At 69.0% G+C, this 14,903-nt stretch carries 11 protein-coding genes; 8 read left to right on the top strand and 3 right to left on the bottom strand.

The annotated features are described in order from the left end of the window. From tolA to prfH, 3 genes are all read left to right on the top strand, one after another. On the top strand, positions 1 to 1,143 hold the full coding sequence (tolA, locus tag JHD82_RS02615) for a cell envelope integrity protein TolA (protein WP_199135331.1): 1,143 nt from the start codon (positions 1 to 3) through the stop codon (positions 1,141 to 1,143). A gap of 399 nt (positions 1,144 to 1,542) precedes the next feature. Then, positions 1,543 to 2,697: an RNA ligase RtcB family protein gene (locus JHD82_RS02610; protein ID WP_199135330.1), complete on the top strand. Its 1,155-nt coding sequence runs from the start codon at positions 1,543 to 1,545 to the stop codon at positions 2,695 to 2,697. Further along, positions 2,688 to 3,287 (top strand): peptide chain release factor H, encoded by a 600-nt coding sequence (gene prfH, locus JHD82_RS02605; protein WP_012204378.1) that lies wholly within the window; start codon positions 2,688 to 2,690, stop codon positions 3,285 to 3,287. The genes JHD82_RS02610 and prfH overlap by 10 nt, the downstream gene beginning before the upstream one ends. Positions 3,288 to 3,298: 11 nt before the next feature. On the opposite strand, the gene JHD82_RS02600 is transcribed toward prfH, so the two are convergent. Next, on the bottom strand, positions 3,299 to 4,069 hold the full coding sequence (locus tag JHD82_RS02600) for a sulfite exporter TauE/SafE family protein (RefSeq protein WP_199135329.1): 771 nt from the start codon (positions 4,067 to 4,069) through the stop codon (positions 3,299 to 3,301). Between the two features lie 144 nt (positions 4,070 to 4,213). On the opposite strand from JHD82_RS02600, the gene JHD82_RS02595 reads away from it, so the two are divergent. The 5 genes from JHD82_RS02595 (at position 4,214) to JHD82_RS02575 (ending at position 11,417) form a co-directional block, all read left to right on the top strand. Continuing rightward, on the top strand, positions 4,214 to 5,125 hold the full coding sequence (locus tag JHD82_RS02595) for a LysR family transcriptional regulator (RefSeq protein WP_199135328.1): 912 nt from the start codon (positions 4,214 to 4,216) through the stop codon (positions 5,123 to 5,125). A gap of 21 nt (positions 5,126 to 5,146) precedes the next feature. Further along, positions 5,147 to 6,535, top strand: a complete 1,389-nt coding sequence (gene yegQ, locus JHD82_RS02590; protein ID WP_012204375.1) for a tRNA 5-hydroxyuridine modification protein YegQ — start codon at positions 5,147 to 5,149, stop codon at positions 6,533 to 6,535. Positions 6,536 to 6,657: 122 nt separating this feature from the next. Further along, positions 6,658 to 7,527, top strand: a complete 870-nt coding sequence (locus JHD82_RS02585; RefSeq protein ID WP_199135327.1) for a plasmid replication/partition related protein — start codon at positions 6,658 to 6,660, stop codon at positions 7,525 to 7,527. 32 nt (positions 7,528 to 7,559) lie between these two features. Beyond that, the gene (locus JHD82_RS02580; protein ID WP_199135326.1) at positions 7,560 to 9,005 is read left to right on the top strand and encodes a PLP-dependent aminotransferase family protein; all 1,446 of its coding nucleotides are present in this window, start codon (positions 7,560 to 7,562) and stop codon (positions 9,003 to 9,005) included. Positions 9,006 to 9,254: 249 nt separating this feature from the next. Continuing rightward, positions 9,255 to 11,417 (top strand): TonB-dependent siderophore receptor, encoded by a 2,163-nt coding sequence (locus JHD82_RS02575; RefSeq protein ID WP_012204372.1) that lies wholly within the window; start codon positions 9,255 to 9,257, stop codon positions 11,415 to 11,417. Between the two features lie 360 nt (positions 11,418 to 11,777). Here JHD82_RS02575 and JHD82_RS02570 read toward each other — a convergent pair whose 3' ends face one another. Together JHD82_RS02570 and ilvD are read right to left on the bottom strand one after the other, a co-directional pair. Continuing rightward, positions 11,778 to 12,770 (bottom strand): Bug family tripartite tricarboxylate transporter substrate binding protein, encoded by a 993-nt coding sequence (locus JHD82_RS02570; protein ID WP_012204371.1) that lies wholly within the window; start codon positions 12,768 to 12,770, stop codon positions 11,778 to 11,780. 81 nt (positions 12,771 to 12,851) lie between these two features. Beyond that, positions 12,852 to 14,699, bottom strand: a complete 1,848-nt coding sequence (gene ilvD, locus JHD82_RS02565; RefSeq protein ID WP_199135325.1) for a dihydroxy-acid dehydratase — start codon at positions 14,697 to 14,699, stop codon at positions 12,852 to 12,854. Positions 14,700 to 14,903 lie beyond the last annotated feature (204 nt).

Below are 14,903 nucleotides of genomic sequence, written 5' to 3'. Positions count from 1 at the left end.
ATGCCCAACCTGCAAGACCACGACCAGTTCGCACCGCCGCGCACGCGCGGCCGCACGCGCTCTTGGGCCCTGGCCGCGGCAGCGCACGGGCTGCTCGTGGCCGCCATGCTGTGGACCGTGCGCCCCCCGAAGCAGGCCGACGAGCCCATGGTCGAGGCCGAGTTCTGGTCCACGGCCGCACCCGCTCCCGCTCTGCCCGTGCCTACGCCACCGCCGCCACCTGCACCCGAGCCTGTTCCCCAGCCGCCACCGCCGCCGCCCGCGCCCGTGATTGCACCGCCCCCACCTCCCAAGCCGCAGGCCGTGGACGACGACCGCGAGGCCGAGATCGCGCTGGAGAAGAAGCGCAAGATCGAGCAGCAAAAGAAGGAGCGCGCCGAACAGGCTGCCCGTGAGCAGCGCGAGAAGGAACGCCAGGAGCGCCTGGACAAGGAAAAGGCCGACAAGGCGGCCAAGGACAAGGCCGAGCGCGAGAAGGCGGAAAGAGCCGAGAAGGACCGCCGCGACAAGCTCGAGCAGCAGAAAAAGGACAAGGCCGAGCAGGACCGCAAGGACCGCTTGGAGCAGCAAAAGAAGGACAAGGCCGAAAAGGAAAAGGCGGACAAGGAAAAAGCCGCCAAGGACAAGGCCGAGCGCGAGAAAGCCGAGAAGGCCGACAAGGAAAAGGCCGCCAAGGCCGAAGCCGAGAAGAAGGCCGCCGAGGACAAGCGCAAGAAGGAACAGGCCGCCAAGGAAGCCCGCGAGGCCAAGGAAGCCGAGGCACGTCGCCTGGAGAACATCCGCCGCATGCAGGGCCTGGCCGGCAGCGGCGGCTCGGCTGGCGAAGGCGCCGGTGGCAGCAAGAGCGGCGGCTCGGGCAGCTCGGCCGGGGGCCCCTCGGCCGGCTATGGCGCCAAGGTGGCTGCACGCGTCAAGCCCAACATCGTCTACCCGGACGCCATCAGCGGCAACCCGCGGGCCGAGGTGCGCGTGCGCACCGCGCCCGATGGCACCATCACCGGCGCCACCATTGCCAAGTCCAGCGGCAACAAGGCCTGGGACGACGCCGTCATCCGCGCGCTGCAAAAGACCGAGACGCTGCCGCGCGACATCGATGGCCGCGTGCCTTCGGACCTGGTCATCGGATTCCGTCCGCAGGACTGAACGGGCACAGGCCCTTCATCAAAGAGCCCCGCCGGTACCTGCCTGCGGGGCTTTTTCCATCTTGCTTTGTATGCAATCCGCCACGCGCCTGCGACTTCGCTTGCGGCACTGGCCGCTTGTCCCTAGCATCCCCGTCTTTGCCGCGTTCGCGGCACCCGTCCACCATCGCAAAGGAGAGAACCCATGTCCCATTCGACACGTCCCTTTGCAGTCGTGCACGCTTGAAGCCCTAGCGCCTCCAGGCCACGCTGCAGACCTGATTCCCGGCCCCGCAAGAGGCCCGGCTTTCGGCTGCGCGTGCGCTTTTCCTGATGCCTGTCCATCGAGCTTGCGGCGACTGCCCATTGCGCATTCCGCATCTGCCGGAATGTGCCCCAAGCACTCGATCGAAAGCCATTCATGGGCAATTCCCTTTCGGACACCTACATTGAGGTGTTCGCCAACCGCGGCGTCTGGATTGAAGACGCCGCCATCCAACAACTTCAAACGACGGCCCGCAACCTGGCCGGCATGCGCGCCGCCGTGGGCCTGCCCGACCTGCACCCGGGCCGGGGCTACCCGGTAGGGGCGGCCTTCTTTTCCGTGGGCCGCTTCTACCCGGCCCTGGTCGGCGGCGACATCGGCTGCGGCATGTCGCTGTACAGCACGGAGCTGGCGGCGCACAAGACCTCGGCCCCCAAGCTGGAAAAGGCGGTGGGCAACATCGACGGCCCCCTGCCCCAGGAACTGCTGGACGCCGTGGACATGCAGCAGCTGGAGCACATCGCCCAGGCCAGCGGCGTGGCCGACCTGGCGTATCTGCAGGACAGCCTGGGCACCATTGGCGGCGGCAACCACTTTGCCGAACTGCAGGTGGTGGACACGCTGTACGAGGACGGCGCGCTCGACAGGAAACGCGTGCACCTCATGGTGCACAGCGGCTCGCGCGGGCTGGGGGGCGCCATCCTGCGCGCCCATGTGGAGGCCTTCAGCCACGACGGCCTGGCCGCCAGCAGCAATGCCGCCACGCAGTACCTGCGCCAGCACGCGGCCGCCATCGCCTTTGCCCAGCTCAACCGCGCCAGCATTGCGGCACGCCTGCTGCGCGCCCTGCGCACGCGCGGCGAGGCCCTGCTGGACATCACCCACAACCACGTGATCGCCCACCACTGGCGCGGCGAAGACGGCTTTTTGCACCGCAAGGGCGCCACGCCGGCCGACCAGGGTCTGGTGGTGATCCCGGGTTCGCGCGGCGACTACAGCTACCTTGTGCGGCCCGTGGCCGGGCGTGATGAGGCACTGCACTCGCTGGCACACGGCGCGGGCCGCAAGTGGGCACGCGCCGATTGCATGGGCCGCCTGCGCCCGCGCTTCACGCTGGACGAGCTGCTGCGCACCCAATTCGGCAGCGCCGTGGTCTGCGCCGACCGCGAACTGGTCTACGAGGAGGCCCCCCAGGCCTACAAGGACGTGGACTCCGTCGTCGCCAGCCTGCAGGAAGCCGGCCTGGTGCAACTGGTGGCGCGGCTGCGCCCCCTGCTGACCTACAAGAAGGGAGCCATGCAATGCTGCTGATCCAGCTGACCGCATCCCACGGCCCCGCCGAGTGCGAGCATGCCGTGCGCCTGACCCTGCGCGAGCTGCTGCGCGACTGTGCTGCCAGCGGCATCGCCGTGGACGTGCTGGAGGAAACGCCCACGCCGGCCGGCTACAAGTCCGTGCTGCTGCGCTGCGAGGGCGACACGGGCCTGCTTCACGGCACGCTGGGCGCCTGGCTGGGCACCATCCAGTGGGTCTTCGACAGCCCCCTGCGGCCCCACCACCCGCGCAGGAACTGGTTTGTTGCCGTGCAGAAGTGCGAGCCGCCCCGGCAGTTGCCGGCAGACGGCGAAATCGTCTTCCAGGCCTGCAAGGCCTCGGGCAAGGGCGGCCAGCATGTCAACACCACGGACTCCGCCGTCCATGCCCTGCATGTGCCCAGCGGGATCTCGGTGAAGGTCATGAGCGAGCGCAGCCAGCACGCCAACAAGCGGCTGGCGCGCGAGCTGCTGGCCCTGAAGCTGGCGCGCCTCAACGCGCAGGGCGAGGGCCAGGCCCGGCGCACGCGCAGCCAGCAGCACTGGGAGGTGGAGCGCGGCAGCCCCGTGAAGGTGTTCCGCGCCTGAACGCCCCGGGGCTAGCCCCTGGCGCACATGTAGATGCCCAGGGCCAGCAGGCCCAGCATCAGCACGCGCTTGAAAACCTGGGGCGACAGCGACTGGCGCAGCCGCTCGCCCCAGGCCATGCCGGCCAGGGCGGGCAGCAGCATCAGTGCGGAAACCAGGGCCGTGGCCCCCCAGCCCGTCCAGGACGAAGCGGCATGGCCCGGCCCCTGCGCCAGCGCCATGCCCGCGCCCAGCGCCAGCGTGGACACCGTGAAGCACAGGCCCATGGCCTGCATCAGCGCCTGCCGGCCCAGCGCCAGCGATTGCAAAAAGGCCACGGCCGGCACCACGAACACGCCGGTCAACGCCGTGATCCCGCCCGTCAACAGACCACACAACAGACCCAGCCAGGCCTGATGCCTCTGCGGCAACTGCAGGCCCGGTCCCCACAGGCCCCACAGGGCATAAATAACCAGGGCCACGCCCAGCGCCGTGTGCGCCACGGCGGCCTCGCCCACCGGGCCCCACCACAGCATGCCGCCCACCGTGCCCGCGACAATGCCCAGCTGCATCCAGCCCAGGCGCCGCAGCAAAGGCCGCAGCGATGGCATGGGCCGCATCTGCACCACATTGGTCACCAGGGACGGCAGCAGCAGCCAGGCCGCCGCCTGCCCGGCCGGCATGAACAGCGCCAGCAGCGCCATGGACACCGTGGGCAGGCCCAGGCCCACCACTCCCTTGACGACACCGGCCAGCCCGAACACGGCCACCGCCGCCGCCAGCACCCACCACGCATCCCACATCACGGCCACCCTGCACTTTCACTGACCTGGCTCAGGCCTTTCCTGAACCTCATGGCGCCATACTCGCTCACCACCACAGGGATCACAATCGGGAATCTTCAAACCAAGGCTCAGGCATGGCCTGATCCTTCAGCACCACAGTCCATGCGATTCGACCTCACCGACCTGCAGCTGTTCGTCCATATCCTCGACTGCGGCACGCTCACGGCGGCGGCCGGGCGCGCGCACATGACGCTGGCCTCGGCCAGCGAGCGCGTGCGCGGCATGGAGGCGCAACTGGGCTGCGCCCTGCTCGCGCGCCAGGCGCGCGGCGTGCGGCCCACGGCGGCCGGCCACACGCTGGGCCAGCATGCGCGTGACGTTCTGGCCCGGATGCAACGCCTGCGCGGCGACATGGCCGAGTACGGCGCGGGCCTGGCCGGGCATGTGCGCGTATGCGGCAACACCTCGGCCGTCAGCGAGCACCTGCCGCTGGCCGTGGCCGGATTCCTGCGCGGGCATCCGCGCGTGGCGCTGGAGCTGCAGGAATGCCGCAGCGCCGAAGTGCTGGACCGGCTGCGCCAGGGCCTGTGCGACATCGGCGTGGCCAGCGATGCCCAGGACCTGCGCGGCCTGCAGGCCACGCCCTGGCGCCCCGACCCGCTGGTGGCCGTGCTGCCGCGCGCCCACCGCCTGGCCCGGCGCAAGCGGCTGGCCTTGCAGGACCTGCTGGCCGAAGACTGGGTAGGCCTGCCGCACGATGCCGCCCTGCAGGTGCTGGTGCGCCAGCAGGCTGCCTTGCTGGAAGGGCCGTCGGGAGGGCAGTTGCGCTGGCGCGCCCAGCTGCAGCACCTGGACAGCATCTGCCAGCTGGTGGGCCAGGGCGTGGGCGTGGCCGTCATGCCAGAGGCAGCCGCGCAGCGCCTGGCCCCGGCCAGCGGCGCCCGCGCCGTGCCCTTGAGCGATGCCTGGGCCCGGCGCCAGCTGCTGCTGTGCACGGCCCGGGAAGACCAGTTGCCCGCCCATGCAAGGCAGTTGCTGGTGCATCTGAAGAGACTGGGCCTGGCGGAGCCATAGCGAACCGTGTTGGAAAGCGCGATGCGGGACAATACGGGGATCATGACCCTCAAAGCCCCCGAACTGCTGCTGCCGGCCGGCTCGCTCGACAAGATGCGTGCGGCCTACGACTTTGGCGCCGACGCCATCTACGCCGGGCAACCCCGCTACAGCCTGCGCGCACGCAACAACGAATTCCGCCTCGAACAGATCGCCCAGGGCATCTCCGAGGCGCATGCGCGGGGCAAGAAATTCTTCGTCACCAGCAACCTGATCGCCCACAACGACAAGGTGCGCACCTATATCCGCGACATCGAGCCCGTGATCGAGTGCAAGCCCGACGCGCTGATCATGGCCGACCCCGGCCTGATCATGATGGTCAAGGAAAAGTGGCCCGAGACCGAGGTCCATCTCTCGGTGCAGGCCAACACCACCAACTGGGCCACGGTGAAGTTCTGGCAGAAGGCCGGCGTCTCGCGCATCATCCTGTCGCGCGAGCTGTCGCTGGACGAGATCGAGAAGATCCGCCAGGAATGCCCGGACATGGAGATCGAGGTCTTCGTGCACGGCGCGCTGTGCATCGCCTACTCGGGCCGCTGCCTGCTGTCGGGCTACTTCAACCGGCGCGATCCCAACCAGGGCACCTGCACCAATGCCTGCCGCTGGGACTACAAGACGCATGACGCGGCCGTGGATCCCAATACCGGCGAGGCCCTGGCCCAGACCATGGAGCAGGACTTCAGCTTCGAGAAGGCCCGCGAGGAGGCCGACAGCCAGTTCACCAGCACCTGCGGCGACGGCGCGCGCCACCCCAAGGCCGAGCAGGTCTACCTGCTGGAGGAAAAGGGCCGCCCCGGCGAGCTGATGCCCATCATGGAAGACGAGCACGGCACCTACATCATGAACTCCAAGGACCTGCGCGCCGTGGAGCATGTGGAGCGCCTGGTGAAGATCGGCGTGGACTCGCTCAAGATCGAGGGCCGCACCAAGAGCCTGTACTACGTGGCCCGCACGGCCCAGGTCTACCGCCGCGCCATCGACGATGCCGTGGCCGGCCGCCCCTTCAACCCGCACCTGATCACCGAGCTCGAAGGCCTGGCCAACCGTGGCTACACGGGCGGCCTGCTGGAGCGCCGTCCCTCGCAGGACTACCAGAACTACGAGACCGGCCACTCGGTGCTGCAGCGCAGCCACTTCGTGGGCGAGGTGCGCAGCTATGCCGACGGCATGGCCGAGGTGGAGACCAAGAACCGCTTCTCGGTGGGCGATACGCTGGAGATCATCCACCCGCAGGGCAACCGCCAGGTGCTGCTGGAGAAGATGTTCAACCTCGACGGCGAGCCCGTGCAGGTCGCCCAGGGCAACCCGATCCGCGTGCGCATTCCGCTGGATGCGCCGGCCGAGGGTGCGCTGATCTCGCGCCTGCTGTGAAGCCGGGGCGCAGGCCGCCCTGCCCTCCTTGCCCGTGATTTTTTCCTGGCGGCTGTCCAGGGCCATTGCTGCAATGGCCCGGAGCGGCCGCCGTTCCTTTCATTCCTCATTTCTGCACTGCCATGGACATCGTCGTCAACGAAGAACTCAAGGCCTACATCGACCCGCTGACCCCCGATGAACTCGACGCGCTGGAGCGCAGCATCGTGGCCGAAGGCTGCCGCGACGCGCTCGTGCTCTGGAACGACCTGCTCATCGACGGCCACAACCGCTACGCCATCTGCCAAAAGCACGGCCTGCCCTTCAACACCGTGCAGGCCACGCAGTTCAAGAACATGGACGACGTGCACCTGTGGATGATCGACCAGCACCTGGGCCGCCGCAGCGTGTCCGACTTCCAGCGCGGCGTGCTGGCGCTGCGCAAGCGCGAGATCATTGCCGCGCGCCGCTCGGCCGCCGCCGCGGCCGTGATGGCCGCCAAGGCCGGTGCGCCCCAGGCCGAGGGTGAAGCCCCCTGGGAAGGCGAGACCGACCCCGTGGTCGCCGCCGCCCTGGCCAGCGTGGCCAAGGTGCCCGACGAGGCCCTGGACACGCGCGAGGCCCTGGCCCGCGTGGCCCGCCTGTCCAGCAGCCAGGTCAAGCTGATCGAGACCATCCAGCAAAAGGCCGCGCCCGAAGTGGTGGCCGCCGTGCGCTCGGGCGACATCTCGCTGAGCACCGCCGCCGTGGTCGCCAGCCTGCCCGTGGACGAGCAGCAGGCCGTGGCCGCCGCAGGAGCCGACGAACTCAAGCAGGCCGCCAAGCGCGTGCGCGATGCCAAGAAAAAGCCCAAGGCCGCCAAGCCCGAAGCCGAAGCGGCCGACGGCGAAGGCGCGGCCGTGACCGCCTCGCCCGAGGAGCTGCAGCAGCGCGTGAACGAACTCGAAGCCGAGAACGAGCGCCTGCGCCAGCAGATCAAGGCGCTGCAGGAACTGCTGGCCGAGCAAGGCTGAAGCGGCGCCCGCACCCACGCACGCACGCCGCCATGACGCGCTACCAGGAGCTGGCCGACGATATCGAGGCATCCATCACCGCAGGCGTTCTGTGCCCAGGTGACAAGCTGCCCTCGGTGCGCCAGACCAGCGAGCGGCGCGGCGTCAGCGCCTCCACGGTGTTCCAGGCCTACTACCTGCTGGAGGCGCGCGGCCTGGTGCGCGCGCGCGAGCGATCGGGCTACTTCGTGGCCCAGCGCCCGCGCAGCGCGCCGCCCGAGCCCACCGAGCCGTCTTCGCCAGAGGGCGACAGCTTTGCGGTGGTCGATGTGAGCGAGCGCGTGTTCGAGGTGCTGGAGTCGGCCATGGACCGCGATGTCGTGCCCCTGGGCTCGGCCTTTCCCTCGCCGGGCCTGTTCCCGCTGCGCCGCCTGGGCCAGTGCCTGGCGCATGCCGCGCGCGAGGCCGACCCGCGCAGCGCCATCGACGACCTCACGCCCGGAAGCCTGGCGCTGCGCCGCCAGATCGCACGCCGCTACCTAGCCGACGGCCTGGCGCTGACGCCGGCCGACCTGGTCATCACCAACGGCGCGCTGGAGGCCCTGAACCTGTGCCTGGCCGCCGTCACGCGGCCCGGCGGCGCCGTGGTCATCGAATCGCCCTGCTTCTATGGCGCGCTGCAGGCGCTGGAGCGCATGGGCCTGTCGGCCATCGAGGTGCCCACCCATCCGGGCGAGGGCATGGACCTGGCTGCGCTGGAGGCAGCACTGCATCGCCACAGGCCCCAGGCCATCTGGCTGATGACCTGCTTTCAGAACCCGCTGGGCAGCCTCATGCCCGAAGCGCGCAAGCGCGCACTGGTGGAGCTGGTCACGCGCCACCGCGTGCCGCTGATCGAAGACGACGTGTACGGCGAGCTGTACTTCGGCGAGCGCCGCCCGCCGCCGGCCAAGACCTTCGACACCGAAGGCTGGGTGCTGCACTGCAGCTCGTTCTCCAAATGGCTGGCGCCGGGCTGGCGCACGGGCTGGGCCGCGCCGGGGCGCTTCACGCGCGCCGTGGCCCGGCAAAAGCTCACCACCACGCTGGCCACGAATGCACCCACCCAGCAGGCGCTGGCCGACTACCTGGAAAGCGGCGGCGCCGACCGCCACCTGCGCCGCCTGCGCCAGAGCCTGGCCCTGCAGCGGGATCACATGGCATCGGCCATTGCCCGCCACTTTCCACAAGGCACGCGGGCCACGCGGCCCGAGGGCGGCTACTTCATGTGGATAGAGCTGCCGCCATACTGCAATGCGCTGGCCCTGCACCGCGCGGCGCTGGCGCGCGGCATCAGCGTGGCACCGGGGCCGATTTTTTCGGCCTCGCAGGCCTTCGGCCACTGCCTGCGGCTGAACTACGGCCATGACTGGAGCGACGAGACCGGGCAGGCCCTGGCCACGCTGGGCGAGCTGGCCCGCGCAATGCAGCCCCGTCCAACAGCAAAAGCAGCAAGGTAAGCGCCCGCTGCGCTGGCAGCACCTGCTGCGCTGTAGCGCCCGGGCAACGCGGCCCGGCACAGCTGCTGTCAGCCTGGTGCCGAGCTGGATGATTCTCATTTAGACTCGCACCCCGAACCGGCATCGCCGCCATGCATGCTGACCGGTCCTTGTCTCCTGCTTCCGCCTCGCCCGCCGCCACGCGTCCTGCAGCCTGCCAGCCGACCCTTCAGCGCTGCACCAATCCCAGAGGCACAAAGGAAGTTTTCCATGGTTTCCAGCAATCACTGCGCCACGCTCACACGCTGCGCGGCCGCTGTCGCCGCCGCCCTGCTGTCGCTGCAGGCGTCGGCACAGGCGCCATCCCCCACCACCACCGCACCCGAGGCCGGCCTGTCCGCCATCACCGTCACGGGCAACTGGCTGGACAACCCCACCGAGGAAAAGGTGCTGGACCATGCCGGCGCGCGCACCATCGTCGAACGGGCGCGCATCGAGGAAACCGGCTCCTCCAGCCTGCGCGACGTGCTGCGCCTGGTGCCCGGCGTGCAGGTGCAGGACAGCAACGGCACGGGCGGCAGCGATGTGTCGCTGAACATCGGCGTGCGCGGCCTGACGGCACGCCTGTCGCCGCGCTCGTATGTGCTGATGGACGGCGTGCCCGTCTCCTACGCGCCCTACGGCCAGCCCCAGCTGTCGCTGGCGCCCGTGTCGCTGGGCAACCTGGAGTCGGTGGACGTGATTCGCGGCGCGGGCTCGGTGCGCTACGGCCCCCAGAACGTGGGCGGCATCATCAACTTCGTCACGCGCGCCATTCCCAAGACCTTCGCGGCCGAGGCCTCGGTGGGCACCGAGATCTACAGCCACGGCGGCAATGCCAAGACCACGCCCAGCCTCTTCGTGGGCGGCACCAACGAATCCGGCCTGGGCCTGGCCCTGCTGTACTCGGGCACGCATGGCGACGGCTGGCGCGCAGGCAATGACAAGACCGACATCGACGACATCCTGCTCAAGGGTGCCTACCGCATCTCGGCCCAGGACGACATCGCCGTCTCGCTGCACCACTTCGAGGGCTCGGGCCGCATGCCCGGCGGCCTGACCACGGCGCAGTACGCGGCCGACCCGTTCCAGTCCACGCGCTCCTACGACAGCTTCGACGGCCGCCGCACCGATGCCTCGTTCAAGTACAACCACAAGGACGGGCGCAACAACTTCGAGGTGCTGGGCTACTACGTGGACTCGTTCCGCGGCAGCTACATCGAGCAGGACAACGCCAACCAGCGCCGCCTGACGGCCGCGCCGCGCAGCTACCACTACTTCGGCATCGAGCCGCGCTACTCGCGCCTGTTCGAGACCGGCTCCGTGGTGCAGGAAGTCAGCGTGGGCTACCGCTACCTCAAGGAAAGCAGTTCCGAGGTCGCGCTGCGCACCGCCTACTACAACCCCGCCACCATGGCCAACGCCATGGCCCTGCCGATCACGCCCTACCAGACCAGCCAGGGCGGCACCACGGCCCATGCCTTCTACATCGATGACCGCATCGACATCGGCAACTGGACCATCACCCCTGGCGTGCGCTACGAACGCATCAACTCCTTCAACAACGTCAGCAACCTGGGCGCCGATGGCAGCACCGTCACCAGCCAGCTGTTCCCCAAGGCCGATGCAAGCGAGTTCCTGCCCACGCTGTCCGTGCTCTACCGCATGAATGCGCAGTGGTCGCTGTTCGCCAACGCGGGCAAGTCCTTCGGCCCCCAGCAGTACGCGCAGCTGGCCCAGACCGAGCGCGGCCTGCATCCCGAATCGGCCAAGACCTATGAGGTGGGCACGCACTACAACAGCCCGGCGCTGAACGCCGAGCTGACGCTGTTCAACATCGACTTCGACAAGGAACTGCTGCTGACCCGCGTGGGCGTGGACGGCATCTGGACCGACCTGGGCGCCACGCGCCACCGCGGCATCGAGTCCTCGCTGCGCTACGACCTGGGCCAGTGGAATGCCGCGCTCAAGGGGCTGACGGCGGGTGTGTCCTATACCTACACCGAGGCCGTCTCGCGCGCCGGCGATTTCGCGGGGCGCGACCTGCCGCTGTACTCGCGCCACACGGGCCAGCTGTGGGCGCGCTATGCGCTGGGGCAGTGGACGCTGAATGCCGACCTGGCCGCGCAATCGAAGCAGCGCTCTCCGGGGTCGGGCACGCAGTATGTAACGCAGGAAGATGCTGCGGGGCGGCTGGGCGATATTCCCGGGTTTGCGACCGTGGGCCTGCGTGCGGGCTATGACTTTGGCAAGTCGCTGAGCAATCTGCGGGTGGCCGTGGGGGTCAAGAATCTGTTCGATCGCAGGTACTACACGCGGTCTACGGATAACAACGGGGGCAAGTATGTGGGGATGCCTCGGACGTTGTATGTGCAGGGGACGTTGCCGTTCTGATGCTTTGGTTTACGTGGGTCTGTTTTTGACCCTGCCGGGTGGTATTTTTCTGAGGCCGGGTCTCGGCCCGGCAGCCGACCTACTTTCCTTTGTTTCGCCAAAGGAAAGTAGGCAAAGCAAAGGCGACCCGAATGTCCGCGACCCTCCGCTTCGCTGCGGGCAACCTGCATCGTGGCGGCTGCGGGGTTCGCCGTGAAACTCTCTTCGCGCTGCGCGCTACGTTCAGACAATCACGGCGAGTCAGATGACGAAGCAAGCCTGTCCTTCGGCAGGCTTGCAACCCCGCAACCGCCACGCCGCAGGCGCTGACATACGGGGAGTTGGCTCGGGCCTTCGCTTCGCTCGGCCCGCTGGTTTTGATCAGCCCTCTGCTGTGAATCCCACGCGCTTGACGATGGGACCCCATTTGGCGAGTTCGGACTGCAGCAGCGCGGCCAGTTCGGCGGGGGTGGAGGATTGGGCGTCCAGGCCGAAGGTGGCCAGGCTGTCCACCACGTCGGGCGTGGCCAGGGCCTTGCGCATGTGGCCGTTCAGGCGCTGCACGGTCTCGGCGGGTGTCTTGGCGGGCACGAAGAAGGCGAACCATTCGCTGTGCGCCATGTCCTTGTAGCCCTGCTCCACCAGCGTGGGCACCTGGGGTGCGAAGCGGCTGCGCTTGGCGCCGCTGACGCCCAGGATGCGCATCTTGCCGCCGGCCAGGTGCTGCAGCATGTCGCCCACGGGGCCGCAGACGGCGGAGACGTTGCCGCCCAGCATGTCCAGCAGCGCGGGCTGGGTGCCGCGGTAGCCGGCGTGCTTGAAGTCCACGCCGGCATGCTGGCCCAGCAGGGCGCCGATGAAGTGCGGCGTGGAGCCGGGCGCGGGCGAGCCGAAGTTGGCGCCTGCGGGGTTGGCCTTGGCCCAGGCGAAGAATTCGGGCACCGTGGTCACGCTGGCGGGCACGGCGGGGCCGACGGCAAAGCCGAAGTCGAAGATGCAGCCCACGGTGACTGGCGCCAGGTCGGCCACCGGGTCATAGGGCAGCTTCTTGTAGATGTGCGGGTAGATGGACAGCATGGACGTGGGCGTCTGCAGCAGGGTGGCGCCGTCTGCGGGCCGGCCCTTGACGTAGCTGATGGCGATCTGCCCGCCCGCGCCCGTGCGGTTCTCCACCACGGCGGTCTTGGCATAGCCCGACAGCTTGGTGCCCACGCGGCGGCAGATGGCGTCCGAGGTGCCTCCGGCCGCGAAGCCGGTGATGATGTTCAGGGTCTCGATGGGGCCCTGGGCCTGCGCCCAGGCCTGCTGGCCCAGGCTGGCCAGCAGCGCACCCGCTCCAGCGGTGCCCAGCCATTGGCGGCGGTCGATGTTCATGCGTATGTCTCCGGTTGAAATTGAAACTCTGAAAAAAGCAGTGGAGGAACAGCGGGGGAAACGCGTGCCAGCCCGACGGCTTCAACTGTCGTCGCGCAGCCAGACCACCTGGCCCGAATGCGTGACCGCACCCTGGTGGGCCGGGCGCACGGTGAGCGCGTATTTTTCCAGCACGCCGCCCAGCGGCGGCATCTGGCGGCGCGCGGCGGCCGATTGTTCCAGACGTTCGGCCAGTTCAGCCTCGCCGATTTCCACCGTGATGCTGCGCGCATCGGCGCGGGCGTCGATGGCAATGAGGTCGCCGTCGCGCAGCGCGGCAATGGGGCCGTTGTCGGCAGCCTCGGGGCCTGCGTAGCCGATGCACAGGCCGCGCGTGGCACCAGAGAAGCGTCCATCGGTCAGCAGGGCCACCTTGTCGCCCATGCCCTGGCCATACAGCAGCGCGGTGATGCCCAGCATCTCGCGCATGCCGGGACTGCCGCGCGGGCCTTCGTTGCGGATGACGATGACATCGCCGGCCGCGTACTGCATGGCCTGCACGGCGGCCTGGGCCTGTTCCTCGGACTCGAAGACGCGCGCGGGGCCCCGGTGCACCAGGGTCTTGAGGCCGGCCGTCTTCAGCAACGCGCCATCGGGGCAGAGGTTGCCCTTGAGCACGGTCAGGCCACCGTCGCGCGTGATGGGATTGCCGGGCGTGCGCACCACCTCGCCATCGGGCGGCGCGGCATCGGCCAGTTCTTCGGCCAGGGTGCGGCCCGTGAAGGTGAGCGCATCGCCGTGGACAAAGCCCTGCTCCATCAGCGTGCGCAGGATCACGCCGGCGCCGCCGATGTAGTACACGTCGCGCGCCAGGAAGCGCCCGCCGGGACGCAGGTCGGCGATCAGCGGCGTGCGCGCGAAGATCTCGGCCACGTCGTCCAGGTGGAAGCGGATGCCGGCCTCGTGCGCGATGGCCGGCAGGTGCAGGGCGGCATTGGTCGATCCACCCGTGGCGCTGACCACGGCGCAGGCATTCTCCAGTGCCCGGCGCGTGATGATGTCGCGCGGCAGCGGGCCGCCGCCTTCGGCGCTGGCCCACACGGCCTGCATGAGCTGGCGCGCGGCGCGGCGCATCAGCGGTGCGCGCTCGCTGAACACGGCGGGCACCATGCTGGAGCCGATGGGCGCCAGGCCCAGCGCCTCGCTCACCATGCCCATGGTGTTTGCCGTGAACTGGCCTGCGCAGGCGCCGGCCGTGGGCAGGCAGGCGCGGCTCATGGCCTCCAGGTCCTGCGCCGTGGCGGTGCCGGCCAGCACCTGGCCGATGGTCTCGTAGGTATCGACCACGTTCAGGTCGCGCCCGTGCACGCCGGGCGCCTGCCCCGGCAGGGCCGAGCCGCCATGCACGAAGACGCTGGGCACATTGCAGCGCACCATGCCCATCATCAGCCCCGGCAGGTTCTTGTCGCAGGCGCCGATGGCGAAGATGCCATCCCACTGGTGGCCGCGCACCGAGGCCTCCACGCTGTCGGCGATCAACTCGCGCGAGACCAGCGAGAACCGCATGCCCGAATGCGCCATGGTCAGCCCGTCGCTGACCGACACCACCGGGCATTCATGCGGCGTACCGCCCCCGGCATAGATGCCGGTCTTGGCATGCTGGGCCTGGTCGCGCAGGTTGAGGTTGCAGGGGCTCATCTCCCCGCCCGTGTGGAACACGCCGATGTGCGGGCGCTCCATGTCTTCGTCGTCCTGGCCCAGGGCATGCAGGAAGCTGCGCGTGGTGGCACGGATGGTGCCGGAGCGGATCAGGGCGGAGCGAAAGGGCTTGGGCGTGGCCGCTGCCGGGCTGCTGCCGGTGGTGCTGGTTGTGGTGGTGGAGGCGGCCAGCGATGCGGAGGCGCTGGACTCGGAAAAGACGTTGTCGGGGGAGGCAGGTTTCTGGTTCATACGCGGGACGGAAAACAGCCGCCCACCATAGCGGGGTCTGCGGATTTCCCTATGAGCATTTACACCAGAGCGTGTCGCCCGGGAGTCGCCGCCCTGCAAGCCGCCTCGGTGCCGGCAGGATGAAAAAAAGGCCCCGGAACAAACTTCCGGGGCCTCAAAACCGATGCCAGCCCGCGCTGCAGCGGACCAGGCATCGTGCACAAC

The sequence above is a fragment of the Delftia sp. ASV31 genome (assembly GCF_016428765.1).
GTDB classification, from domain to species: Bacteria; Pseudomonadota; Gammaproteobacteria; order Burkholderiales; family Burkholderiaceae_C; genus Comamonas; species Comamonas acidovorans.
Note: the sequence above shows the minus strand (reverse complement) of the source record. Positions and strands in the feature narration are given on the sequence as shown.

Bases quoted from the DNA above. Each gene is read 5' to 3' on its own strand.
- JHD82_RS02570 (WP_012204371.1), bottom strand. From the start codon at position 12,770: ATGAACATCGACCGCCGCCAATGGCTGGGCACCGCTGGAGCGGGTGCG.
- JHD82_RS02610 (WP_199135330.1), top strand. From the start codon at position 1,543: ATGGGCAATTCCCTTTCGGACACCTACATTGAGGTGTTCGCCAACCGC.
- JHD82_RS02585 (WP_199135327.1), top strand. From the start codon at position 6,658: ATGGACATCGTCGTCAACGAAGAACTCAAGGCCTACATCGACCCGCTG.
- yegQ (WP_012204375.1), top strand. From the start codon at position 5,147: ATGCGGGACAATACGGGGATCATGACCCTCAAAGCCCCCGAACTGCTG.
- ilvD (WP_199135325.1), bottom strand. From the start codon at position 14,699: ATGAACCAGAAACCTGCCTCCCCCGACAACGTCTTTTCCGAGTCCAGC.
- tolA (WP_199135331.1), top strand. From the start codon at position 1: ATGCCCAACCTGCAAGACCACGACCAGTTCGCACCGCCGCGCACGCGC.
- prfH (WP_012204378.1), top strand. From the start codon at position 2,688: ATGCTGCTGATCCAGCTGACCGCATCCCACGGCCCCGCCGAGTGCGAG.
- JHD82_RS02600 (WP_199135329.1), bottom strand. From the start codon at position 4,069: ATGTGGGATGCGTGGTGGGTGCTGGCGGCGGCGGTGGCCGTGTTCGGG.
- JHD82_RS02575 (WP_012204372.1), top strand. From the start codon at position 9,255: ATGGTTTCCAGCAATCACTGCGCCACGCTCACACGCTGCGCGGCCGCT.
- JHD82_RS02580 (WP_199135326.1), top strand. From the start codon at position 7,560: ATGACGCGCTACCAGGAGCTGGCCGACGATATCGAGGCATCCATCACC.
- JHD82_RS02595 (WP_199135328.1), top strand. From the start codon at position 4,214: ATGCGATTCGACCTCACCGACCTGCAGCTGTTCGTCCATATCCTCGAC.